26 protein-coding genes are annotated in these 23,988 nt (G+C 59.9%); 2 read left to right on the top strand and 24 right to left on the bottom strand.

The genetic code is table 11. From position 1 onward, the window contains the following. Positions 1–70: 70 nt before the first annotated feature. The 17 genes from AC1Z1G_RS06100 to AC1Z1G_RS06020 all read right to left on the bottom strand — a co-directional run bounded on the left by AC1Z1G_RS06100 (position 71) and on the right by AC1Z1G_RS06020 (position 14,164). The gene (locus AC1Z1G_RS06100; protein WP_483625692.1) at positions 71–547 is read right to left on the bottom strand and encodes a tail fiber assembly protein; all 477 of its coding nucleotides are present in this window, start codon (positions 545–547) and stop codon (positions 71–73) included. 11 nt (positions 548–558) lie between these two features. Beyond that, positions 559–1,470, bottom strand: a complete 912-nt coding sequence (locus AC1Z1G_RS06095; RefSeq protein ID WP_483625691.1) for a glycine-rich domain-containing protein — start codon at positions 1,468–1,470, stop codon at positions 559–561. A 660-nt stretch (positions 1,471–2,130) separates the two neighbouring features. Continuing rightward, positions 2,131–2,757 (bottom strand): gp53-like domain-containing protein, encoded by a 627-nt coding sequence (locus tag AC1Z1G_RS06090; protein WP_483625689.1) that lies wholly within the window; start codon positions 2,755–2,757, stop codon positions 2,131–2,133. A gap of 11 nt (positions 2,758–2,768) precedes the next feature. Next, entirely contained in the window at positions 2,769–3,368 is a 600-nt protein-coding gene (locus tag AC1Z1G_RS06085) for a YmfQ family protein (RefSeq protein ID WP_483625688.1), read from the bottom strand. Continuing rightward, positions 3,356–4,396, bottom strand: coding sequence for a baseplate J/gp47 family protein (locus AC1Z1G_RS06080; RefSeq protein ID WP_483625687.1), 1,041 nt, complete (start codon positions 4,394–4,396; stop codon positions 3,356–3,358). The genes AC1Z1G_RS06085 and AC1Z1G_RS06080 overlap by 13 nt, the downstream gene beginning before the upstream one ends. Beyond that, positions 4,386–4,784 (bottom strand): phage GP46 family protein, encoded by a 399-nt coding sequence (locus AC1Z1G_RS06075; protein ID WP_347904444.1) that lies wholly within the window; start codon positions 4,782–4,784, stop codon positions 4,386–4,388. The genes AC1Z1G_RS06080 and AC1Z1G_RS06075 overlap by 11 nt, the downstream gene beginning before the upstream one ends. After that, positions 4,784–5,293, bottom strand: a complete 510-nt coding sequence (locus AC1Z1G_RS06070; protein WP_483625685.1) for a phage baseplate assembly protein V — start codon at positions 5,291–5,293, stop codon at positions 4,784–4,786. The genes AC1Z1G_RS06075 and AC1Z1G_RS06070 overlap by 1 nt, the downstream gene beginning before the upstream one ends. Before the next feature lie 126 nt (positions 5,294–5,419). Further along, positions 5,420–6,463, bottom strand: a complete 1,044-nt coding sequence (locus tag AC1Z1G_RS06065; RefSeq protein WP_483625683.1) for a phage baseplate assembly protein — start codon at positions 6,461–6,463, stop codon at positions 5,420–5,422. Positions 6,464–6,466: 3 nt separating this feature from the next. Continuing rightward, positions 6,467–7,705: a DNA circularization protein gene (locus AC1Z1G_RS06060; protein WP_483625682.1), complete on the bottom strand. Its 1,239-nt coding sequence runs from the start codon at positions 7,703–7,705 to the stop codon at positions 6,467–6,469. Beyond that, positions 7,692–9,332 carry a phage tail protein gene (locus AC1Z1G_RS06055; RefSeq protein WP_483625680.1) on the bottom strand — a complete coding sequence of 547 codons (1,641 nt, stop codon included), beginning with the start codon at positions 9,330–9,332 and terminating at the stop codon, positions 7,692–7,694. The genes AC1Z1G_RS06060 and AC1Z1G_RS06055 overlap by 14 nt, the downstream gene beginning before the upstream one ends. Before the next feature lie 130 nt (positions 9,333–9,462). Next, on the bottom strand, positions 9,463–9,759 hold the full coding sequence (locus AC1Z1G_RS06050; protein ID WP_483625678.1) for a phage tail assembly protein: 297 nt from the start codon (positions 9,757–9,759) through the stop codon (positions 9,463–9,465). Beyond that, positions 9,756–10,103: a phage tail tube protein gene (locus AC1Z1G_RS06045; protein WP_347904438.1), complete on the bottom strand. Its 348-nt coding sequence runs from the start codon at positions 10,101–10,103 to the stop codon at positions 9,756–9,758. The genes AC1Z1G_RS06050 and AC1Z1G_RS06045 overlap by 4 nt, the downstream gene beginning before the upstream one ends. A 76-nt stretch (positions 10,104–10,179) precedes the next feature. Next, the gene (locus AC1Z1G_RS06040) at positions 10,180–11,676 is read right to left on the bottom strand and encodes a phage tail sheath subtilisin-like domain-containing protein (RefSeq protein ID WP_483625676.1); all 1,497 of its coding nucleotides are present in this window, start codon (positions 11,674–11,676) and stop codon (positions 10,180–10,182) included. Further along, on the bottom strand, positions 11,676–11,858 hold the full coding sequence (locus AC1Z1G_RS06035; RefSeq protein WP_483625674.1) for a DUF2635 domain-containing protein: 183 nt from the start codon (positions 11,856–11,858) through the stop codon (positions 11,676–11,678). The genes AC1Z1G_RS06040 and AC1Z1G_RS06035 overlap by 1 nt, the downstream gene beginning before the upstream one ends. Further along, on the bottom strand, positions 11,855–12,439 hold the full coding sequence (locus tag AC1Z1G_RS06030; RefSeq protein WP_483625672.1) for a phage tail terminator protein: 585 nt from the start codon (positions 12,437–12,439) through the stop codon (positions 11,855–11,857). Before AC1Z1G_RS06030 ends, AC1Z1G_RS06035 begins: the two co-directional genes overlap by 4 nt. Positions 12,440–12,576: 137 nt before the next feature. Then, on the bottom strand, positions 12,577–12,924 hold the full coding sequence (locus tag AC1Z1G_RS06025) for a phage holin family protein (protein WP_483625670.1): 348 nt from the start codon (positions 12,922–12,924) through the stop codon (positions 12,577–12,579). A 505-nt stretch (positions 12,925–13,429) separates the two neighbouring features. Then, complete coding sequence (locus tag AC1Z1G_RS06020; RefSeq protein ID WP_483627765.1) at positions 13,430–14,164, bottom strand: XRE family transcriptional regulator; 735 nt, start codon at positions 14,162–14,164, stop codon at positions 13,430–13,432. Positions 14,165–14,372: 208 nt separating this feature from the next. Between AC1Z1G_RS06020 and mutS the strand changes: the two genes are divergently transcribed. Then, on the top strand, positions 14,373–16,940 hold the full coding sequence (mutS, locus tag AC1Z1G_RS06015) for a DNA mismatch repair protein MutS (protein WP_483627763.1): 2,568 nt from the start codon (positions 14,373–14,375) through the stop codon (positions 16,938–16,940). A gap of 142 nt (positions 16,941–17,082) precedes the next feature. After that, positions 17,083–17,406: a ferredoxin FdxA gene (gene fdxA / locus AC1Z1G_RS06010; protein ID WP_166592664.1), complete on the top strand. Its 324-nt coding sequence runs from the start codon at positions 17,083–17,085 to the stop codon at positions 17,404–17,406. A gap of 510 nt (positions 17,407–17,916) precedes the next feature. Here fdxA and rpoS read toward each other — a convergent pair. The 7 genes from rpoS to fghA form a co-directional block, all read right to left on the bottom strand. Further along, positions 17,917–18,924 carry an RNA polymerase sigma factor RpoS gene (rpoS, locus tag AC1Z1G_RS06005; RefSeq protein ID WP_483625668.1) on the bottom strand — a complete coding sequence of 336 codons (1,008 nt, stop codon included), beginning with the start codon at positions 18,922–18,924 and terminating at the stop codon, positions 17,917–17,919. A 106-nt stretch (positions 18,925–19,030) separates the two neighbouring features. Next, positions 19,031–19,876 carry a peptidoglycan DD-metalloendopeptidase family protein gene (locus AC1Z1G_RS06000; protein ID WP_483625667.1) on the bottom strand — a complete coding sequence of 282 codons (846 nt, stop codon included), beginning with the start codon at positions 19,874–19,876 and terminating at the stop codon, positions 19,031–19,033. Positions 19,877–20,087: 211 nt separating this feature from the next. Next, complete coding sequence (locus AC1Z1G_RS05995; RefSeq protein WP_483627761.1) at positions 20,088–20,723, bottom strand: protein-L-isoaspartate(D-aspartate) O-methyltransferase; 636 nt, start codon at positions 20,721–20,723, stop codon at positions 20,088–20,090. Positions 20,724–20,764: 41 nt separating this feature from the next. Continuing rightward, positions 20,765–21,514: a 5'/3'-nucleotidase SurE gene (gene surE / locus AC1Z1G_RS05990; protein ID WP_483625665.1), complete on the bottom strand. Its 750-nt coding sequence runs from the start codon at positions 21,512–21,514 to the stop codon at positions 20,765–20,767. Then, positions 21,502–22,560 (bottom strand): tRNA pseudouridine(13) synthase TruD, encoded by a 1,059-nt coding sequence (truD, locus tag AC1Z1G_RS05985; protein WP_483625663.1) that lies wholly within the window; start codon positions 22,558–22,560, stop codon positions 21,502–21,504. The genes surE and truD overlap by 13 nt, the downstream gene beginning before the upstream one ends. Continuing rightward, a complete protein-coding gene (gene ispF / locus AC1Z1G_RS05980; protein ID WP_483625661.1) occupies positions 22,557–23,030 on the bottom strand; it encodes a 2-C-methyl-D-erythritol 2,4-cyclodiphosphate synthase in 474 nt (157 codons plus the stop codon). Before ispF ends, truD begins: the two co-directional genes overlap by 4 nt. Before the next feature lie 52 nt (positions 23,031–23,082). After that, a complete protein-coding gene (gene fghA, locus AC1Z1G_RS05975; RefSeq protein WP_483625659.1) occupies positions 23,083–23,928 on the bottom strand; it encodes an S-formylglutathione hydrolase in 846 nt (281 codons plus the stop codon). Positions 23,929–23,988: the final 60 nt, after the last annotated feature.

The raw sequence follows: 23,988 nt of genomic DNA, 5'->3' as shown, positions 1-23,988 counted from the left end.
CATTCCCAATCAAGCGGTGGGAGTCACCACTCCTGGAACGAAGTTGATAGTGAATCGCTGTAGTACGGTTTTAACGCTGGAGAATAAAGTCCGTAACTTTACGGGCCAGCGTCATATTTTGTGGCTGCGGCATTATCTGCATCTCTGCCAGTTGTGAAACAGACTGAGGTAAATCAGGCCATTCGATGCTCAGCGGATAGTGTGTTTGCTGTTCGATACGGTTCAATTGCACTCGGTACTGCTTCCACTGTTTGAGGCTCTCGACTTCTGCCGCGGTCGCCTCATTCAAATCAACAGAGTCCTGAAGGGGAGCGATGCGTATCGCCGCCACCCAGAGCAACCGGTCACGTTCAACAAGCAGGTTTTTAGCCAGTTCATCGGAAGACAACTCAGGTATCTGCGGAACCTCAAACTTCTCTCCGTCATAGTGCATGCCGGGCACCACGTCTGGCGGGCAGGAGACCCAAATAAATGAAGGATGAAATCGTCCCTCGGGATCTACAGTGGTGACATTGGCAACAACGTTTCCTTCAATTCGAGCCCACATAGAGCACCTCATCAGTAAAAAATTCTTACAGCACCGGGGGCACCGCTAGCACCACTAGTAACCGTTCGCCCACCACCTCCCATGCCTGGCTGGCTCGGAGCCGATGGATCATAACCAGCACCCGCACTTTCTCCACCGCCACCATCCCCACCGAAAAATCCGCCATTAGAGTAGGCAATCGGCGCATGCCCATAACCAATCCGGTAATTGATATCCCCACCGACCCCTAAAGGAGCGCTCGGCAGTATTTGGGTGTTCGGGTAACCACCTTCGCCGCCAGCGGCCGAAAGCACATCGCCGAAACTGCTGTCACCTCCGTTACCGCCTCTCGCTTCATTGGAGACGGACCCGGCGCCACCGGCTCCCACACTGACCTTCACGGATGCCCCAGGAACCAGCGTGACCAGTTTTTTGGCAACGCCAGCGCCTGCCCCACCCGTAGGGCCCGGAGCAACGGTGCTGAACCCGCCGCCACCGCCACCGCCATACACCTCAACCCAGGCTTTTGTCACACCCGTCGGGACCACCCAGATAAAGACACCGGGCTTATCAAACATCTTGACCCCGCGATAGGGGAACTGTGTGGCAAGGGTCCGAGGGGTGATGAAGGTTGTAGAATCGACCCTGCCGTCGACCTGCTGTTGCGAGGCAATCCTGGCCCAGCCAAAGGCTGATTCAGTGGCCTGCACCAGCGTTTCTGCGAGCTTGCGGCTAAGCAGCACCGCGATGGCAGCCTTCAGTTGATCATTGTCAGCCTCGTTGGGCACCAGATCGGCCTGCTTGATCACGGCCAGAATCTCTGCTGTCACCGCATTGCCCCACCCTGCCGGAATCAATGAACCCGGTGTCCCCATGACAGGGTTTTCATCGACAAACTTTCCATTGACCAGCCCTACGCCGGGTAAACTTTTTGGATAGTCCAATAACCTGCTCCTGATTAATTATCTATTGATTGACGGACAAATAAACCCACTGCAATGCACTGGGCATTTCAGTCAACAGTCTCTATGAAAGGTATAAAACTCAAGACTTGATTATTTCGTCCGCCAGAGTTGGCGACTCTGCGTGCCGGTACCAACAACGCTATCAGGAGAGAGAAAGCTCTACTGGCGCTACAACTTTCCTGGCCCGTGTTTTCCGGACCGGAACGGCCGCAACAGCAACCGGCAAAACCAGTGACGGCCGCTGTGCAGTCACAGGAAACTTTAGAGAGGTGGGCCAGGCTCGCAAGTCACGGCGATAAGCCTGCAAGGTGTCGTATTGTATTGCTGACAACGTGGTTTTATCTCCGGCTTCCAGCTCATCACGATGCCTGGCGACAGGCCCATCTGTTTCCAGCAACTGCGAGTCCCGCCATGTGCGCTCCAAGGCAGTCGCATCCTCCACTGCACAAGACGGAAGTTCTTGCAGAGTCGGTCGTCCATCAGGGCCTGCAACAACAATACAGTTACGCTGTGCCCCGGCCATTAGCTCGTCTCGATGTTCAACCGATATTTCAATCGCGTCTTCCGGCAGCACTGTATTTACTCTCGAGTCAAAATAACTTCTGGAGGAACTACTCCAATATATTTTCATGATTCGCCTCACCGCCCCAACGCAATAAAATTAGCACCCAAATGCTCACTGGATCCTCTGGAAACAAACGACCCCAAGCCATATGGGGAAGCAGCAACACAACCAATCTTACCGGAGTCAACCGTGTAACCGTTACACACTATAACTGACATAAAATTGCTGTTAAAACTCACTGGAAGCGTCGTATACACATCCGCCAGCGAGTTACCAACTTCTCCCCACTGAATAACAAAACCGCCCAACCACGATGGAAATGCCAAGTATCCAACACGTCCACTTAAACTATTAAACAGCGTGAACCCAGCCTTCATCTTCTTGGGCGTCACAGCGACCGTTTCATCCACCCCGGCGTTGACTTGCTCCTGAGTGGCAACTTTCAAAGTCCCGGCAGACGACTCGCTGGCAGCACCCGGTACTCTGTCACTTACAAGTTTTGTAATGGCTTGTTTTAGCTGACTGCTGTCACCTTCTGATGGCACCAAAGAGGCCGCTTTAATAACGTTGGTGATTTCTTCGGTAACCCCATTGCCCCACGCTGCCGGAATCAACGAACCCGGCGTCCCGGCAACCGGGTTTTCATCGACAAACTTTCCATTGACCAGCCCTGCGCTGGGCACACTCTTTGGGTAATCCACTTTTCTATCCTCTAGTCATAATTGATGTGCACCCGGGTATGAGCCGGCGCACTGCGGTGGATCAAACACTCCAGCGCCGAGCCTGGATTCATGCCGAAGCGCTCGCCCCAGTAACTGGCGCCAAAGCGACGGCCCAGCAGCAGGCGGCCACCGGTGTTGAGGGTCCACATGAATTGCGCCTGCCAGGTGCCGAAGTGCGCCGAACCGAAACGCGCGCGGCCCATACGCGGGGCCTCGAGTTCGGTGATGCTGGCGTTCGGGTAGCCTTGGGTGCGGGCGATTTCCACGTAGTAACTGACGGCCTGACTGCCGACCGCGAGCAGCCTGCGACGTACCGCGAGGCGGCGATCATCGAACAGCGGCGTCAGCCCCAGGCACGGGTCAGGCAGGTTCATCACCCGCTCCCAGTCCGGTACCAGTTCACTGACGCCGGCCGGGTCCATTTCGTTGAGCAGGTCGGCGGCGCGGGCGTCCAGCCGTGCCAGTTCCTCGGACACGTCTTCGAGCACCTGTTCCAGTTCCGGCACGCGTTCCGGGTCCCACGCCGGGCCGCTGGGCAGCAGGCTGCGCAGTTGGGCCTGGTACTGCGCGGCGGTTCTTATGCCTGCCATATGCAGCCCCCGAACGTGAGCAACTGATTGCTCGCGGCAGAGACGTCGGCGACCGGCGCGACCAGAGTGTGGTCGTGCTCGCCGGTGGCGCTGCTGATGGCCTCGCGGATGTGGCTCAACAACAGGGTTTCGCCCAGCCCCGCTTCGCGGTTGTGCAAGTCACGCAGTTGCGCTTCGACCGCAGCGCGCACGGCGCTGGTGTCGGGCGTCAGGCGCAAGCGGTAGGTCACCGGCACCTGCACCGGCGCCAGCACATGCAACTGCGCGGTGACCGGCCGCAACGGCTCGATATGGGCGTGGACGACGGCCAGTTGCGCCGTGTCCGGAACCGGTTGCGGGTCGTCGTCACGCATCACGAACAGCCCCACCGTGCCTGGCCCCAGGTAACTGCCACGGCACCAGGCACGCGTGATGCCCGGACACTCCAGCGCCCAGGTTTCGTAGTCTTGCGCCGAGCCGCCGTGAGGGATGATGCGGTACGAGCGAATCACCCGCGAGCGCAGCGATTCAAGACTTTCACGGGCGATACCGCCCGTCAGTCCCGGCGCCAGCACGGTGTAGGGGCCGACAATGCCCTGGATCGGTTGCGCCGAGATCAATGTCATCCCGGCGTCGGCATTGCCGAGGGCACCGGCATCCAGCGCGGCAATGGTGGTGCTGTTGAGGCCATTGCCGGTGGTACGGGCGGCAGTCACTTTGTAGCGGCGACCGTCACTCGATTGCAGCAGCGTATCGACGTCCAGCACCGCGCCGGCACCCGCCATGAAGCTCACGGTGCCGCTGGCGGGTTGGGCCGCTTTACGCGGCTGGTTGAGGCGAAGTGCGGCGATGCGTTCCAGGGTGGACTCATCGGCTTTGTCCGGCAGAATCTGCTCGGCGATCCAGTCCAGATAGCCATACAGGCCATAGGCTGCACCACCCAGGGTTCGGGCCAGCACTTGCGCATCGGACTGGCGCAGCGAATCGCTGGCCAGGTCGCTTTGGGTGCGTTTGATCAGCACCGGCAGCGAAGGCGTTTCAAACGGCATAGGTCACCTGCCAACTGTTATCGGGGTTGATGTCCAGACGCTCGCCATCGGCCAGGATCAGCACCGTACGCAGGTTCAGGCGCTGGGCGTCGAGGCGTTCGCTGATGACTTCGATAGCGCTGCAATGACCATCGTCGATCAGCCATTGCAGGGCTTCACGGGCATAGAATTCGGCGTCCATCTGGGTCTGTCGGGTCAACTTGACCCGTCGAAGCAGCCACAGCCGCGAACCGATGCGGTCATCGGCCACGGAGGGGAAACTGTCGCCCCACCAACCGAATCGCTCCTCGTCATCGAGCAGGTCGTCGTCGGCAGCGCGGCGCCAGGTAAAGAGGCTGATCAGCACCGAACGGGTCAGTGCTGTCTTGAGGTCATGACTGATGAACATCACTGACCTCCTGCGGGGGCGCCGGTCTGGCCACTGCCCGACTGAACGCCCGAGTGCACGTGTTTGATCTGGCTGATACCGCCCGCGACCTGATCGCCCTGAGAGATGATCTTGCCGGTCTGGGTCAGTGTCGGCGTGTCGATGTTCACGGCGGTGCTGGCGCGGATGTTCAGTGTGGTGGTTTCGATGTCGATGATGCGCCCACGCTTGAAGTGGACCCTGTCACCTTCATCGGTGTAGATCGCCACCTCACCGGGCGCCAGCGCCTTGAGGCGATAGCGGCGGTCGGCGACCACCAGCACCACCGCGTGGGAACGGTCGCCACCGAGGAACGTCGCGATACCTTCGGCGCCGGCCAGCGGACTGCTGGTGAAACCGTAGGGTTCGAAATGCTCCATGTCGTCGTTCACTTCGCCGGCGGTCAGGCGCATTTGCAGCGATTGCAGCTTGCTGGCCGAGTTGGCGAACACGACGGTGCCGCGCGCCAGCAGGCGTGTCAGTAGGCTCATTGGGTTTTCCTTGAATGGCGAGGGCGCTTTTTTGTGGGAGCTGGTTTGCCTGCGAATGGGGCGACGCGGTGTGTCAGGCAAGACGCTTTCGCGAGCAAGCCCGCCCCCACAGGTTCAGCGTCAACCTCAAGACTTCTTGGGGGGGACCGGATTGGCATCGAACGTATGCGGCGGCGCCACTTGCAGGGTGGTGATCGAGCCCTGTTCGGACAGCGAGTAAGTGACCTTGGAGATCAACATGTCGCCGTCAAACCCCAACACGCTGTCGAGCACCCTCACCAACGTGTTGTGCCGCCACAAATCGCCGTTGGACTGTCGCCAGCCCTGTACGCGGTAGGTGGTGGTTTGCGCTTTGCCGGTGCGGATGGCGCTTTCCCAGTCGGCGCGTTGCTGGGCCAGTTCGGCGGTCAGTTGGGTGCTTTCGCTGATCACCGTGACCCGTTTGCGTGTGCCTCCGGGGTCGATGGCCGTCCCTGAAATTTCGCTCACGGCACTCCCGCTTTTCTGGTCGCTGCCCTTGTGCTGGCCGATCACCCGGTATTCGGAGAACACCCGGCTGAAGTCCATCGGCGCATTGGCCGACAGAATGTTCTTGCCCAACTCCAGCGCATCGCTGGCCCGTCCGCCGCTGCCGGGTTTGGCCAACAGCACCCGGCCTTCGGCATCGTCGGTGGAGAACACCCGGTACAGGGTCAGCAAGCGGTCGATGGACTGAAACACCGTTTCGCCCGGCACGATGCTGTGCTTACTCAGCTTCGCCATTTGCGGGATTTCGCTGACCACGCCCACGCCGTAGGACGCTGCCAGGGACTGAACAATGCTCAACAGGCTTTGTTCCTGCCATTGGCTCGGGCGGTTGATGGCCGCGCAATCCACCAGGTCCTGAGTCAGCGAACTGCCCTCGATGGACAGGCTGATCTGCTTGCCGTCGTAACTGACCGGCGCCTTGTAGACATGCCCGGTGAGCACCAGGTCGCAACCGATCCGCACCTGACAGCGTGCGCCAGCCTTGATCGGCACCGCCAGTGCCTGGCCCGGCCACTGCCAGGTGATGTTGAGCGTGAAGGTGCGGAACTGACGTTCCAGGTCCGCGCTGATTTCGACGCTTTTCCAGCCGCCATAATCCAGACCGTCCACGGTCAGGGTGACGGTGTTTTCCAGTTCGGTCATGGCTTACTCCCCAGCGACTTTCAAATCGGCCGGAGGCAGGAAGCCAGGATGGACCGCACTGTTGCGCTGAATCACTTCGCCGACCCGCGTGGCATCGCCAAAGCGCTGATACGCGACCACCAGTGCCGGCAGGCTCTGCTTGGGCGACAAGGTGATCAACCGCACACCCGATGACGACACCGCCGTCAGATGACCATACAACTGCTGACGCAAGGCATTGAGCGCTTGATAGTGCACGGCGTCCGCCTTGAGGGCGGCTTGCCACATCGCATCATTGAGCGCATCGCGCAGGGTCAGTACATCGTCGGCCACCGGAACATCCAGGCGCTTGACCGGCTGCACCGCTTGCTGCGCAATCGACGGTGTCGAGTTCAGTTTGACCACTGGCGTGGCCACCGGCATCTGCGCCACTTTGTAGCCAAGCTTCACCAACACGGCGTCCTGCACCAGATTGGCCATGGCCTGTGCGGCCGCCACGGTGTCCTTGCCGGTGGTGAGTTTGGGCGTGTCGATTTTCTTCACCGCTTCGACCTGTTGCGAAGCATTGGCGAGCACACCGCGATAGCCTTCCCGGGCGAAGTCCTTGAGCTCCTTGATGTCGCCCAGCAAGCCCTTGAATTCGGCGCTCACTTCACGGGGCAGTTCCTTGACGGCCCTGACCAGCAAACTGAGTTCCTTGTAGGTTTCGATCACTTCCTTGAACTCATGCTCGATGACCTCATACACATCCTTGAGGCAATCACGCAGCTCCTTGACGGCAATCCGTGCCGCCTTGATCAGGCTGATCGCATCCTCGAAACGCCGCACCGCCGAGCCCAGCAGGCTGTCGGTCGAGAGCAGCAGTTGCTCACGAGAATTGACCGCCGCCGTGGGAAACGGCACAGGCTGGTCGGGATAAAACTTCAGCGTGAAGGTCACCAGACCGCCGTCCTGGCGGGTCTGGGTCATCTCGCATTCGCCGACCTTGACCTGCATCCGCCCCAGCCACGGGTGAACCAGTTCACCCGCGCCCTCCTCCAGCGCCTTGAGCAACTGGTCACGCTGCTCCAGGCAATCGGCACCGACGATAAACGCCGTCAGGTCGTGGATCTTCGCCTGCCGCCCCAACCCTTCAAAGAACGGTTCGTCACGCTGCGGGTACTCGTGCAACTGGCCTTTCTGGCCGACTGGGGTTTTCGCCTGGTCGACCCAAAAACCGACGCCGCGAAACGACGCCGGCAACAAACGATCACGCCAGTTCATTGGAACCTCCCAGGGAAAGTGAGCGATAGCCGACACGCGGTGTGAGGGTCAGGCCCGGCTGGTTGGTTTGCGGCTGATCGGTGCGCATGCCCGCCGGGGCATTTTCGAAACGCACCGTCAAACCGCCTTCCAGTTGCGTGCGGTTATTGGCGGCGCTTTGTTGCACCAGCGCGCTGGAGCTTTGTGGCAAGCCTGTGGTCAACGCGGGTTGATCAGTGCTGGCACCAAACAGTGCCGGCGCGAACTCACCTTTGCCTTCTGCGTTGGTTTTGTGTTGCGCCTCGGTCAATCCTTCGACCTTGCCGGTGATCTTGGCGATGAAGCCGCCGAAGTCACCGCCGAGCATCTCCTTGATCGGCGCCATGATCGCTTGCAGCTTGTCCCACCATTGGGAGAACCATTCGGTGATCGGTTCCCACTGCTCGATGATCTGCCCCAGGGGCGACCACATGAACAACCCGCTCAACACGCCGAAACCTGCCAGCGCCACGGTTTTGATGCCTTCCCAGATCACCGCGAACACTTCGCTGATCGTTCCCCAGTTGGCGATGATCAGCCCCAGCGGTGTCCAGTTGAACAGGTTGCGCAAAAGGTCCATGACCGGCACGGTCAGCGCCTTGAGCAACTCCCAGATGGCCGCGAACAATCCGGTGATCGGCCCCCAGTTCGCGATGATCAGATTCACCGGCATCCAGGAAAACAGCTCTCGCAGGAAGCCTACGATCGGCGTCGCCACGATTTTGATCCCTTCCCAGAGCGCCGCGAAAAAGCGGCTGATCGGCGCCCAGTTGGCGATGACCAGGCCCAGCGGCGTCCAGCTGAACATCACTTTGAGCGCATCGAACAGCAGCGAAGCCGCCGCTTTGATAACGTCCCAGAACGCCGCGAGCACCTGACTGATCGCCCCCCAATGGTTGATGATCATCCCCAGCGGCGTGAAGGCGAACATCGTCTTGAAGAATTCCGCCATCGGTATGACAACCGGCGCAATCTCTTGCCAAAGCCCGGCGAAAAACGCCGAGATCGGCTTCCAGTTCGCCACGATCAAACCGGCAGCCACGGCGATCCCCATGGCGACCAGCACGATGGGGCTGGTCTTGGCCAACGTGTTCATCACGTCAATGGCTTGTGAAGCACCGCTCACCGCCGTTTGAATCGCGGAGAACGCGATAGCGCCCGCCGCAATCCCTTGAACCAGCGCCGGGTTGTCGTCCAGCAACGCCCCGACGCCCGTAAGCAACGGCTCCAGCCCGACCACCAGCGCACCCACCGCCGGCAATAACGCCGCATCGACCGCACCCGAGATCTTGTCCATCGACGCGCTGAACACGTTCATGTTTTGCGCGGCACTGCTGGGCACGCTCGGCACGTCGACATTTTTGGCCGACTCGCTGACATCAGCCAATTTGCCCTCGAACGCCGCGGCCGACTTGATGCCGTCCACGAAGGGCGTGATCACGCTGCCGCCCTTGAACAAACCGCTGATGTCCAGCTTGCCCAGGCCGGTTGCCTCAAGGTGGGTCTTGAAGCCATCGACTTTCGCCCGAAGGCTTTCGAGCTTGGGAAACAGCTTGTCGATACCCGTCAGCAAGAACGCTTTTTTGTCATTGCTATCTGTCTCTGCCATCACTGCACCTGCTGCATCGCATTGATCCGTTGCGCGTGCTCCAGTGATTCGCGGAGCACGTCCAGTGGCCTGGCCATCATCTGTTCGGGGTCAACCTTCCAGAACCAGGCCAGGTCATAGGCGACCGCGATCAGGTCGGTGATGGCGCCGACGCCGCACTCATGAAAAAACTCGCGACAGCCCAGCTCAGCGCGTTGAGGTCAGCCAGGTCCAACTGGTTGACCGACGACGGCGGAATGCCGGCGCAGACCGCGATGTATTTGGCCGCGACATCCATGTCCAGGCTCACCTCTTCGCTCTTGTCGATCTTGTACGGCAGCGCCTTGATTGCCCGCACTTCCTGCACCGTCGGGCGGCGCAGGTTGAGTTCAGTCAGCGGCTCGCCGTGGGCCTCGATGGCCACTTGCAGCTTCACGACTTGACTCATTGCCAGGTCCCCTTGATGCCTTCGAAGATCAATGCGATGGAGGCGTCATCACCCTTGGAGATCGGTGCGTCAACCAGGTAAGCACCGGCCAGCACAAAGACTTTGCCGTTGCTGAATTCGCAGGTGACGGTCATGTCGGTGCCCGCGATCAGTTGCTTGAGCGGGAAGTCCGGGGTGTGCAGCGCCGTCACCTTGAACGACGGGGTGATGTCGGTTTCCTTGTAGAAACCCGGCACGACGGTTTCGCGTTTGGTGGACATCAGCGGTGCTTCGCAGCCACCGTTGATGGTCAGTTGAGCGCCGTCCACTTTGACGTAGCAGGTGCCCGCAATGAGTTGACCCATGGTGTTTCTCCCTTCAATAAAAAAGCCCACGCGGGGTGGGCTGAATTCACACAGTCTTTACAGTCAAACGCGGCATTCAAGCCGCGTTGTCGTACTGCAATCGGAACTGGTTGAGCAGTGCAAACACGCGCAGACCATTGATGTAATCAGGTGGGAACAGCACGTTCACACGGCTCGGGTCCTGGCTGTCACGCTCCACGACCAAGTGTTCGGCGAACAGCTCGGCGTTTTCCACATGACCTTCGAGTTCGAGCTTGGCGTACTGGGCAATCAGCTCACCGCGAATCGTGCTCGGGGTGACGATTGGCTGGCCGGCGCCAAACCGGGTGCCGTCGGCGGCCAGTTTGTGGCGACCGTACTTGCTGGTGATCACGCTTTGCAGACGACGCACGATGAACGCCGACTGGTGCATGGTTTCGCTGTCCAGGTAGGAGTTATCGGCCTGGCCGTACGCGTTCTTCTGGTAGGTGGTGATCGAGCGCTGAATGCGCACGTAACCGCCTTCGTAATAAGCGGTGGCAATGCCATAGCTGAGCAGCGACTGACGCTCGGTCAGGGTGAAACGCTCACTGGCCGGCGCCGGGTCGACACCCGGCAGGCTGCCGCTTTGGGTCGGACGGCTGGCGTCGGCAGAGATGAACACCGCAGTGCGGGCAGCCAGTGCGGCGGCCTGAACCCAGAACGGTTGCGGTACGCCTTGTTCCAGCGCCTGAATGGTCATGTGCTGGTCGTTGCGGGTTTGACCGGCCGCCACCAGGGTGCCGACGGTGCCGCGCTTGGCGGTGTAAACGTGACCGAACAATTGCTTGGCCCACGACCAACGACCGACGCTGTCATCCATGACGGCTTGCCAGGTGTTGAGGGTCGCGACATCGGTCCAGGGCATGCAGATGAACTCGAACGGCTCATCACCCAGTGCCGCAACCGCAGCAACCTGATCCGGTACACCTGCGCCACCGGTCATCGCGGTGATGGCGGTAGTCAGGCCGGCCGGGGTGTCTTCGCCGTTGCTCTTGCCCAGGCGATTGAAGTGCAGGCTGATGTCGTTGCCGCTGTCGCCAGTCCATTTGGCGCTCAGGGTCACCACGCCTTCGACCACAGCGGCGGTCACCGGCAGGTCTGCCGCGGCGTTGACTTTCAGGGCCAGGGCGCTGGCGGCTTGAGCGGCCGTGCCGCCCTTGACGATGGCCGCCTGGACCCGAACGCCACCGACGTACAGATTCAGCACGCCGCTTTCAGTCGCGGTGCCGGTGAGAGTCAACACGCCTTTGGCGATGCTGCCTACGGTGTTGTGCAGCGGCAGGCACCAGATCTCGCCGACCGGGTCGGTCTTGCGGAAGGTCTCGTACATCGAGGCCAGCATCGAGCCTTGTCCGCCGATGCTTTTGGCCAGCGCGACACTGGAGACCAGTACCAGTTTGCCGACGTCGGCACTGGTCACGTTGTCGTTGACCTGAGCGACGATCAAGCGACGCAGGGTCGATGACGCGCTACTGGCTGCCGAATTGTCCATCTCGGCGTAGAACAGCGGAACACGAATGTCCGCGGGGATGTTGCTGAAACCGATCGCCATTAGTTGGCTCCCTGTGGTGTTGCCGCTTGCGCGGCGGTCAGTGTGATATCGCCATCGGCCAGACGTCGGCGCCACCAGGCGCTGTCCGTCACTTCACGGCCCTCGAGGGGCAGCAGATCGCCCGCTTCCGGGTCCGGTACAGCCCGGCCGGGGGCCGGTAGCACAGTGATGCGTTTGCTCATTGCTTTACGTCTCCTGAGAAAGTCATTTCCAGGCGCCCATCGGGGCCCGGGCGTTTCAGATTGGGGTCCGCGGGGTCGATGGCATCGACCCGCACCGTCACCCCGGTAAAGGACGGCAGGCCGTCCAGTTCGCGCTCATGCCAGGTTTCCGCCGGTTCGCCGGGCCGGCTGCGGCCCAACTGGAATTCGGCGGAAAAACGCAGGCGATAGAGCACGCGAGTCTTGTTGATGCCCACCAGTTCACCGCCGTCGTACTCGATCGGCTGGTAATCGCGCTCAGGCTTGAACCCCACCAGCGCCCGCCACAATCCGGCACGCAACACATGCAGTTGATCCAGCGCCTGCTGGGCATCCGTGGTGTCGAGCACCAGCGTCACTTCAAAGCGATCACGCACGGTTTGCCGTGGGGCGTTTTGCGTGGTGTTGCGGCTGGCAAGGTCGGCGATGACCACCACGTAAGCGGCCGGGGTCGCCAACGGCGTGTTGGCCAGCAGCGAGTCAAGGTCAATCCCGGCCGCCACTCGATTGGCCAGGCTGGGGCAGTACTCACGAATCTGCGTGACGATGGGTGTGATCTTCATGGGCGTTCACCGGGCGAAAAAAAACCCGCTGAGGGGCGGGTTTGAATGAATAGGGTATTGCCATCGAAAGCCCGCATCCTTGCGGGCCGGGGCCGTTATCCAGGCCCCTGTGTGCCAATCCGTTGGTCTGATGCGGGTCAGTGATCCTGGCCGGGGTCGCGCGGCGGCACGTCACAAACACCCAGCCGTTTGGCTGCCCAGCGTTCGTACAAACCGATGGCCACGTCCGCTCCGGCCATCGCCGTGAGGCAACCGAAGGCGCCGGCGGTCCAGATCGACACACCGGCGGCATACAGCAGCATGATGGTCGAGACCCCGCAGATCACGCAGGCCCCGGAACGCAGGGCCAACCGCCGCAGCAATGACCAGCCGCGAGCGCCCTCCTTGTCGGCGCGCCACATTTCGCCGGACACCCCGCCCACCAGGGCGAGAACGATGACTAGCCATATCGGCATGTCCAGCAACGCTTGCTGCTCGTTTGTCATGTCACGCCTCCAGGAGTGATTGATGAATGATCGGTTGTGTGTCTTTCAAGCCATGCCTCTTGAGGTGCCTGACGGTAGGTAGGCATTCCAAAAAGCCCGGCGCTTGCCGGGCTTTTCAGTAATGCGGTCCTTCGCGTTGATCTTTCGGCGCTACTGGCGCGGTACGGATCCGTTCAAATTGTTTTTCCGACCGCGGTCCCTGCCCGCCGGATAACTGCTTCTGGTGCTTTACGCTGCACACCCGGGTCAGTTGCCAACCCTCTGAACCGTTGAGGCCGGTTCATCGCTGCCTTTGCTGTGGAACTAAAGAGCGTCGTAGCCAGCCGTTGTCTGGCGGCTTGGGAGCAATAATATGCATGCATGCATATCCAGTCAATGCGTAGATGCAACTATTTATGCGCTAAAAATGCACAGGCGCATGAAACGCCCGCAACCAAAGGGTTCGGTGCTTTTCTTCAGGCGAAAAAAAACCCGCCGAGGCGGGTTTTATCTGACAGCGATGAGGTTAACGGGCGTACATGCCCCACCAGAAAACGTGACCCAGGATCACGATTTGCTCTTCCTGGATTTCCTGGAAGGTGTAGTCCTCATCCGGGTGCTCGTCGCGATTGAAGCTGCGCAGACGAATCCCGGTCGGCAGGCGATAAAGCTGCTTCACCCGCAATTGGCCGTTATGGTTAATGGCATAGAGGTCACCGTCGATGATGTCGCCAATCCCGCACTTGCCGGCATTGACCCCCACCGTGGCGCCGTCGCGCAGCACCGGTAACATGCTGTTGCCGCGCACCGTCACACACTTGGCCTGATCGAACTGCACACCGTTATGCCGCAGGCTGCGCTTGCCGAAGCGCAAGCTTGAACGCTCGCTCTCTTCGATGACGAATCTTCCTGATCCAGCAGCCAATTCAACCTCGCGAAGAAAGGGGACCGACACCTCGTCATCGTCGACAGGTGTATCGTCGTCCCACAAGCTTATGTCCTTGAGTTCCGAGTGCGACTCTTCGCGCTCGGGCCGGCTGGCGGGCACCACATCCGAGCGCCCGCGCAACTGGTCGGTGCTCACGCGAAAGTATTCGGCGATCTTCGAGATGTGTTTATCCGAAGGATCGACGATCTTCCCGCTGAGAATCCGCGAGAGGGTGGATTGAGGCACGCCGGTTCGCCGGTGAAGCTCCGTAGGGGAGATTCCGTGCTGGTCGAGCAGTGCTCTTAAGACGGTAGAAACATTGCGTTTTTGCATAATGCGCATAGTGCTTGTTCTTTGCGCGGAAGACAAATGCTGATTTGCATACCCAATACATGCAAAGGTGCAACACCCGCTGGCCTTTGATCCCTGCGAAGGGCCGCCAGCCCATGGTAACCTTGCGCCCATCGCGAAAAAGCCGGCCTTGCGCCCCTTTTGCCTCACCACTTTGACGAATTCGCCCGACTACCTGATGAATAAAGCTATTTCCGATCTGTCCTCGCACACGCCAATGATGCAACAGTACTGGCGCCTGAAGAACCAGCACCCCGACCAGTTGATGTTCTACCGCATGGGTGACTTCTACGAGATCTTCTACGAAGACGCGAAGAAAGCCGCCAAATTGCTGGACATCACCCTGACCGCCCGTGGGCAGTCGGCCGGTCAGGCGATTCCGATGTGCGGGATCCCTTACCACGCCGCCGAAGGTTACCTGGCGAAGCTGGTCAAGCTCGGCGAGTCGGTGGTGATCTGCGAGCAGGTCGGCGACCCGGCCACCAGCAAAGGCCCGGTGGACCGTCAGGTGGTCCGCATCATCACGCCCGGCACCGTCAGCGATGAGGCCCTGCTGGACGAGCGCCGCGACAACCTGATCGCCGCCGTGCTGGGTGATGAGCGTCTGTTCGGCCTGGCCGTGCTGGACATCACCAGTGGCAACTTCACCGTGCTGGAAATCAAAGGCTGGGAAAACCTGCTGGCGGAGCTGGAGCGAGTCAACCCGGTTGAGCTGATGATCCCGGATGACTGGCCAAAAGACCTGCCGGCCGAGAAGCGTCGTGGCGTTCGTCGCCGTGCACCGTGGGATTTCGAACGTGATTCGGCGCTGAAAAGCCTGTGCCAGCAATTTTCGACCCAGGACCTCAAAGGTTTTGGCTGCGAAAACCTGACCCTGGCCATCGGCGCTGCCGGTTGCCTGCTCAGCTACGCCAAGGAAACCCAGCGCACCGCCCTGCCGCACTTGCGCAGCCTGCGCCATGAACGCCTGGACGACACAGTCGTGCTGGACGGCGCGAGCCGCCGCAACCTGGAGCTGGACACCAACCTGGCGGGCGGACGCGACAACACCCTGCAATCGGTGGTCGACCGCTGCCAGACCGCCATGGGCAGCCGTTTGCTGACCCGCTGGCTGAACCGTCCGCTGCGCGATCTGAGCGTGCTGTTGGCGCGTCAGACCTCTATTACCTGCCTGCTCGACGGCTATTGCTTTGAGAAACTGCAACCGCAGCTCAAGGAAATTGGCGATATCGAGCGGATTCTGGCGCGAATCGGCCTGCGCAACGCCCGCCCTCGCGACCTGGCTCGCCTGCGCGACGCCCTGGGCGCACTGCCTGAGCTGCAAATGGCGATGACCGAGCTTGAGGCCCCACACCTCAACCTGTTGGCCACGACCACCAGCACCTACCCTGAACTGGCGGCGCTGCTGGAAAAAGCCATCATCGACAACCCACCTGCGGTGATTCGCGACGGTGGCGTACTGAAAACCGGTTACGACGCTGAACTCGATGAGTTGCAATCGCTGAGTGAAAACGCCGGACAGTTCCTGATCGACCTCGAAGCCCGCGAGAAAGCCCGCACCGGCCTGTCGCACCTGAAAGTCGGCTACAACCGCATTCACGGCTACTTCATCGAACTGCCGAGCAAGCAGGCCGAGCAGGCCCCGGCCGATTACATTCGCCGTCAAACCCTCAAGGGTGCCGAGCGTTTCATCACCCCGGAACTCAAGGCCTTCGAAGACAAGGCCCTGTCGGCCAAGAGCCGTGCGCTGGCCCGCGAGAAGATGCTTTACGAAGCCTTGCTCGAAGACCTGATCAGCCAATTGCCACCGCTGCAGGACACCGCGGCGGCGCTGGCCGAACTGGATGTGCTGAGCAACCTCGCCGAACGCGCACTGAACCTGGACCTGAACTGCCCACAGTTCGTCAGCGAACCGTGCATGCGCATCACCCAGGGTCGTCACCCGGTGGTCGAACAAGTGCTGAGCACGCCGTTTGTGGCCAACGACCTGAGCCTGGATGACAACACCCGGATGCTGGTGATCACCGGCCCGAACATGGGTGGTAAATCCACCTATATGCGGCAAACGGCATTGATCGTGCTACTGGCGCACATTGGCAGTTTCGTACCGGCGGCCAGTTGCGAACTGTCGCTGGTGGACCGGATCTTCACCCGGATCGGTTCCAGCGATGACCTGGCGGGCGGGCGCTCGACTTTCATGGTTGAAATGAGCGAAACCGCGAACATCCTGCACAATGCCACCGAACGCAGCCTGGTGCTGATGGACGAAGTCGGTCGCGGCACCAGCACCTTCGACGGTCTGTCGCTGGCCTGGGCGGCGGCCGAACGTCTGGCTCATCTGCGCGCCTACACACTGTTTGCCACGCACTACTTCGAACTTACCGTGCTGCCGGAAAGCCAGCCACTGGTGGCCAACGTGCACCTCAACGCCACCGAGCACAACGAACGCATCGTCTTCCTGCACCATGTACTGCCAGGCCCGGCCAGCCAGAGCTATGGTTTGGCTGTTGCGCAGCTGGCCGGTGTACCGAGCGAAGTGATCGTGCGGGCTCGTGAGCACCTGAGCCGCCTGGAAACCACCAGCCTGCCCCACGAAGTACCGCGTCCCGTCGCTGGCAAAGTGGCTGTTCCGCAACAAAGCGACATGTTCGCCAGCCTGCCCCATCCCGTTTTGGAAGAGTTGGCAAAACTTGACCTGGATGGCTTGACTCCGCGTAGAGCACTCGAAATGCTCTATACACTAAAGACACGGATCTAACGCACTTGCCTGCAAGCTGTTAGAATCTCGCGCGGTTTGGGATGCTGTGGGCCGTTAGCCTGGCCTGCAGACTATCGCTCCCAAACCTTGCGACCCCACCGTGAAGGGGCGCAGCCAGCCGCGCCTGAGGAGAGAATTAGAAATGACCTTCGTCGTCACCGACAACTGCATCAAGTGCAAGTACACCGACTGCGTAGAAGTCTGTCCGGTGGACTGCTTTTACGAAGGCCCGAACTTCCTGGTGATTCACCCGGATGAGTGCATCGACTGCGCACTGTGCGAGCCAGAATGCCCTGCTGTGGCCATTTTCTCCGAAGACGAAGTCCCGGATGAGATGCAAGAATTCATTCAGTTGAACGTTGAGCTGGCCGAGATCTGGCCCAACATCACCGAGAAGAAAGACTCGCTGCCTGATGCAGCCGAGTTTGATGGCGTCAAAGGCAAGATCAAAGACCTCATCCGCTGATTACCGCGCGTGATCAAAAAAGGCCCCTAGTGGGCCTTTTTGCTTTTGCGGATCGGGTCTTTCACTTTTTCGCAGGCGAAAAAAAGGGGCGGTTTGACCCGCCCACATTTTTCCCTAGTCCCTGTGTTCCTTTTCATCATCCTGATGAATCACTTCCTTGCGATGCTCCCTGACCATCATCCTTGACGGGTGTGCCTATCCGTTGGCACAGGGTTGATATTAGAGAGTTCCACGCTGGGAGCAACGCCCCCAATCGGCACCGCACGGCAGAAATACGCGTTTCATATTTACAATTTATTCATATAAATCAATAAGTTGAAGTAAATCCAAGGCCTAGACTAGCCACTTTCAACCACCAAAAACCCCGAATACTTACGAAAGAGTAAGCCAAGGCTTACGTGAGCCTGCGACGGAACTCTAATAGCGTCATTGCGAGCGCCTCGCTTTTGCGCAGGCCATAAAAAACCCCGAATCTCTCGGGGTTTTTTACTGTCGGCTGAGCCTGCTCCGCTACTGGAACAGAGACTCGCTGGACAGGCCGTTCTTCTCCAGGATCTCGCGAAGACGTTTCAGGCCTTCAACCTGGATTTGCCGGACCCGTTCACGGGTCAGGCCGATCTCCAGGCCTACGTCTTCGAGCGTGCTGCTTTCGTGACCACGCAACCCGAAGCGGCGTATCACCACCTCGCGCTGCTTGTCCGTCAGCTCCGAGAGCCACTGATCGATGCTCTGCGACAGGTCATCGTCCTGCAACAGCTCACACGGATCGGTAGGGCGATCGTCAGTCAGGGTGTCCAGCAGGGTTTTATCCGAATCCGGACCCAGCGAGACGTCGACCGAAGAAACCCGCTCATTCAAGCCAAGCATGCGCTTGACCTCACCGACCGGTTTTTCCAGCAGGTTGGCGATTTCTTCGGGTGAAGGTTCATGATCGAGCTTTTGCGTCAGCTCGCGGGCGGCCCGCAGGTAGACATTCAGCTCCTTGACCACATGAATCGGCAACCGGATGGTCCGGGTCTGATTCATGATCGCGCGCTCGATGGTCTGACGGATCCACCATGTCGCGTAAGTCGAAAAGCGGAAGCCACGCTCCGGATCGAACTTCTCCACTGCCCGGATCAAGCCCAGGTTACCCTCTTCGATCAGGTCGAGCAGCGACAGCCCACGATTGACATAGCGTCGGGCGATTTTCACCACCAGCCGCAGGTTGCTTTCAATCATGCGCTTGCGCCCGGCCGGACAGCCACTTTGCGACAGGCGCGCAAAATGAACTTCTTCTTCCGGTGAGAGCAATGGGGAAAAGCCGATTTCATTGAGGTACAGCTGGGTCGCATCGAGCGCCCGTGTGTAGTCAATGTACTTGTGTTGCTTGAGTGAAGCGGAGTGCTTGGATTTGGCGCGAACGGAAGGTGGTGCGGCCCCTTCATTATTCGACATCGAATCCATAGCGATGTCGGTCTCCATCAGGAGAACCTCATCGTCGATGTCAAACTCCGGCACTTCTTTACTGAGAGCCATTGTTATAGTCCTTTGGTGAGTTCGACCTCAAGCTCAAGCGGCGCCTTGATCCTTGGCAACGCTGGAGCCTGTTCCCTCTACGTGATGGAACAGGCTGGCAAACAAATCAACGACGTGGCAGGAATTGCAGCGGATCTACAGGTTTACCTTGTCGGCGAATCTCAAAGTGCAGTTTCACCCGGTCTGTACCCGTTGAACCCATCTCGGCAATTGTCTGTCCGACTTTGACCTGCTGCCCCTCCCGAACCAACAACCTGCGGTTATGACCGTAGGCACTGACGTAGGTATCGCTGTGTTTGATGATGACTAATTCGCCGTAGCCCCTTAAGCCACTCCCGGCGTATACCACCGTCCCATCAGACGCAGCTAAAACAGGCTGTCCCAAATCTCCGGCGATATCAATGCCTTTATTCAAACTACCGTTTGAAGAGAATTTTCCAATTAAAATTCCGTTCGAAGGCCAACCCCAGCCAGTCGGGGCGGGGCCCGCAGGCGGTAGCGGCGCCTGAGGAGTCTTGCTGGCGACAGTCGGTGTTGCTGCCGCTGTGGTCCCGACCGGGCGCCGAATGATCGTAGTTTTGCTCGACGACGAAGCGCTCGCACCGGACTGGGTAACCACGGTGTTCGACGTTGAACCGGTGCGCCCGTCAAAGCGAATTGTCTGACCCGGATGGATGGTATAAGGCGTAGGAATATTGTTCCGAGCGGCCAACGCCTTGTAGTCCCAACCGTAGCGGAAGGCGATGGAGAACATCGTATCCCCAGGACGCACCACGTACTGGCCCGTGGTCACCGCCGGACGCTGGGCAGCTGCATTGTTGCGGTCGACGACTCGCACGTTGCTCGAAGGTGTACTGGAACACCCGACCAGCAAGGAACTCAAGACAAGGCCAGTCACCAGGCGCTTAAAGCTTGTGATACCGATACGCTGCGCAATGACTGTGAGACTCACCCGCCGCTCCCTTTGTGGTGGCTGATAATAAAAAACTGCCTGGTTCAGGCATGAAGTGTCGCAAGTATAACTGGCCATCGAGGCTTTACCGCCAGCAACGCGTATTTGCTTTGCGCACACGTTTGCCTGGTGGCGATTAACTGCGTTTAACGAATAACCCCGCTGTAAGACCAGAGCGATCAAACAGAATTCAGCGCGTTTAAACAAATGCTCAGGCCAGGGGGCCATTGAGCAAAGGCACGAAACGCACCGCCCCCAGAACACGCCGCGAAAAGCCTTGTTCCTCACGAATGATCAGCATCAATTGTTGAACTTCTCCCGCACCCACCGGTATCACCAACCGGCCGCCCGGCGCCAGTTGATCAAGCAAGGCCTGAGGCACATCGGTCGCCACGGCGGTGACAATAATGCCGTTGTAAGGCGCCAGTGCCGGCCAGCCTTCCCAGCCATCGCCCCAGCGGAACACCACATTACGCAGGTTCAGCTCCACGAGACGTTCCTTGGCCCGATCCTGCAAGACCTTGATCCGCTCAACGGAAAACACCCGCTCGACCAGTTGCGACAGCACCGCTGTCTGGTAGCCCGAACCAGTGCCGATCTCCAGGACTTTATCCAGCGGGCCAGCCTCCAGCAGCAGCTCGCTCATGCGCGCTACCATATAAGGCTGGGAAATGGTCTGGTTGTGGCCGATCGGCAACGCCGTGTCTTCATATGCCCGATGCGCCAACGCCTCATCGACAAACAGATGACGCGGGGTCCGCCGAATCACTTCCAGCACCTGCGGGTTGGACAGACCTTCGTCATACAGGCGCTGAATCAGGCGCTCGCGCGTGCGTTGCGAGGTCATCCCAATGCCACGGCGCAGCATATCGTCTTGCTCACGAGCCATCAGCGCAGCCCCTCAAGCCAGCCATCAAGACTTCGGAAAGCATCGTTGAAGGTGCGATCCAGTTGCAGCGGGGTAATCGAAACATAGCCCTGCATTACCGCGTGGAAATCGGTGCCGGGGCCGCCATCCTCGGCATCGCCCGCTGCCGCAATCCAGTACCCGACCCTGCCACGCGGGTCGACCACCTTCACCGGCGCAGCCGCGCGGGCACGATGCCCCAGCCGTGTGAGCTGGATGCCGCGAATATGATCGAGGGGCAGATTGGGGATGTTCACGTTCAGCACCGTACGCGGTGGCAAATCGAGCCGGGAATGAGCCTCTACCAGTTTGCGCGCAAAGTAGGCTGCTGTCGGCAGATTTTCAACTTGTCGCGACACCAGCGAGAACGCGAAGGAAGGACGCTCCAGGAAGCGCCCCTCGAGCGCCGCCGCGACGGTCCCCGAATACAACACGTCATCGCCCAGGTTCGCCCCCAGGTTGATCCCGGAAACCACCATGTCGGGCTGCTGTTCAAGCAGGCCATGGAGGCCCAGGTGAACGCAGTCGGTCGGCGTGCCATTGAGGCTGATAAAACCATTGGCCAACGTTTGCGGATGCAGCGGACGGTCGAGCGTCAGCGAGCTGCTGGCGCCGCTTTTGTCCTGCTCCGGGGCGATAACCACACACTCGGCATAGTCCGCCAGCGCAGCATGAAGCGCGGCAAGACCAGGTGCAGTTACCCCGTCGTCGTTAGAAATCAGAATACGCATGGGCTGTCCGTCTGCCCCACCGGCACCAGATCAACAAGCTCACGCACCAAAACGGTGGCGAAGCATCCGGCCGGCAGGACGAATTCCAGTTGCAGAATGTCCAGCGAGGGATAATGCCACGTCAACCCGCCAATGGGCAGCCGCAGGATGCGACGTTCGTGGCTCATTCCGGCATTGATCAACCAGTCGCGCAGGTCGGCTTCATCAGCCGCAATGCGTTGTTCCAGATCGTGAGTGGCCCCACTGGCCGGCGATTCGCCTTCGCCCCATTGCGGTCCGGTCGGGTGCAAGTCGAGGATCGCCAGGCGCGGGTCGTTACACTCGGCCTCACCGGCCGGGAAGAAGCTGCGGCTGTCGGTGAAGGCCAGCAAGTCACCCACCTGAGCACACTGCCAACTGCCATCAGCCACTCGGGCCGCAAGCACTCGATTGAACAGGAAGCTGCGGGCCGTAGAAAGTAGGCGCGAACGCACATTGCGCTGTTCCGGCAAGGCTTTGCGCGCCGCCCAGTCACGGGCATCCACCACATTGCCGCCGTTGTGACCGAAACGCTGGGCGCCGAAATAGTTCGGAATGCCCTGCTTGGCGATCAGTTGCAAGCGCTCTTCAATAGCAGCCTTGTCGCCTGCGAACTGAGTCAGACGCAGGGTAAAACCGTTGGCCGAGTGGGCACCACGTTGCAGCTTGCGCTTATGGCGCGAGGTCTTGAGGATCTTCAGCGTGTCGTTTTCCGCTGCCGACAGGTCCGGATCGGCCTTGCCCGGCAACTGCACGCTGAACCACTGACGGGTCAGGGCCTGGCGATCCTTCAAGCCTGCGTAACTGACGGTGCGCAACGGCACGCCCGCCGCCTTGGCAATTCGCCGGGCCGCTTCTTCGGTGTTCAAGCCGCGTTTTTCCACCCAGATCCACAGGTGCTCACCGTCACCGGTCAACGGGATGTCGAGGACTTCATCGACCTGGAAATCTTCGGCGGTGGCTTTCAGTACCGCCGTGCCGAGGGCTTCGCCATAAGCGCGCGGGCCAAGCAATTGCAGTTCATTCATGCGCGCAGCAACAAGGCAACGCAATGCACGGCAATGCCTTCTTCGCGACCGACAAAGCCAAGCTTTTCGGTGGTGGTAGCTTTCACGTTCACTTGATCCAACTCAACTTGAAGATCCGCGGCAATCAGTGCGCGCATCGATTCGATATGCGGGGCCATCTTCGGCGCCTGGGCCACGATGGTGTTGTCGACGTTACCGACTTTCCAGCCCTTGGCGTGGATCAGTGCGACGACGTGACGCAGCAGCACACGGCTGTCGGCGCCCTTGAATTGCGGGTCGGTGTCTGGAAAATGTTTGCCGATATCACCCAGCGCCGCAGCGCCGAGCAAGGCATCGCTCAAGGCGTGCAGTACGACGTCACCGTCGGAGTGGGCGAGCAGCCCGAAGCTGTGTGCGATGCGCACACCGCCCAGAGTGATGAAATCGCCTTCAGCGAAACGGTGCACATCATAGCCGTGGCCAATACGCATAAAAAAACGCCCCGATTTAGTCAGGGCGTGATTCTACCTGCTTTGTCGGACATTAGGCGCCTAGAGCGAGTGCATGATGCCGCAAGTGATCATCGATGAAGCTGGCGATGAAGAAATAGCTGTGGTCGTAGCCCGGTTGCAGGCGCAGGGTCAGCGGGTGACCGGCCAGTTTGGCGGCTTGTTGCAACGCTTCCGGCTTGAGTTGAGTGGCCAGGAAGTCATCCCGGTCGCCCTGATCCACCAGCAACGGCAGCTTTTCGCGGGCATCGCTGATCAGCACACTGGCATCCCATTCACGCCACTTCGAACGCTCTTCGCCCAGGTAACGGGTGAATGCCTTCTGACCCCATGGGCAGTCCATCGGGTTGTTGATCGGCGCAAACGCCGACACCGACTGATACCGCCCGGGGTTGCGCAGCGCACAGACCAACGCGCCGTGCCCCCCCATGGAGTGACCGCTGATGCCGCGTTTATCCGATGCCGGGAAATGCGCTTCAACCAGCGCAGGCAATTCCTGCACAACGTAGTCGTGCATCCGATAGTGCTTGGCCCAGGGTTCCTGCGTAGCGTTCAGATAGAACCCGGCGCCCAAGCCGAAATCCCACGCGCCGTCCGGGTCGCCCGGCACCTCGGCACCCCGCGGGCTGGTGTCCGGCGCCACAATGATCAACCCCAGCTCGGCAGCCATCCGCATGGCGCCAGCCTTGTGCATGAAGTTCTCGTCGGTGCAGGTCAAACCCGACAGCCAGTACAGCACCGGCAGCGTGCCGCCCTGCTCCGCTTGCGGCGGCAGGTACACGGCGAACACCATGTCGCAACCCAGCACATCGGAGCGATGGCGATAGCGTTTGTGCCAGCCACCGAAGCTTTTCTGGCAAGAAATGTTTTCTAGGCTCATATGAACTCCCAGCCACAAGCGACAAGCTATAAGCGGCAAGCAGAAGCGATCTTCTCTTGC

Source organism: Pseudomonas sp. JL27(2026) (assembly GCF_056933555.1).
Note: the sequence above shows the minus strand (reverse complement) of the source record. Positions and strands in the feature narration are given on the sequence as shown.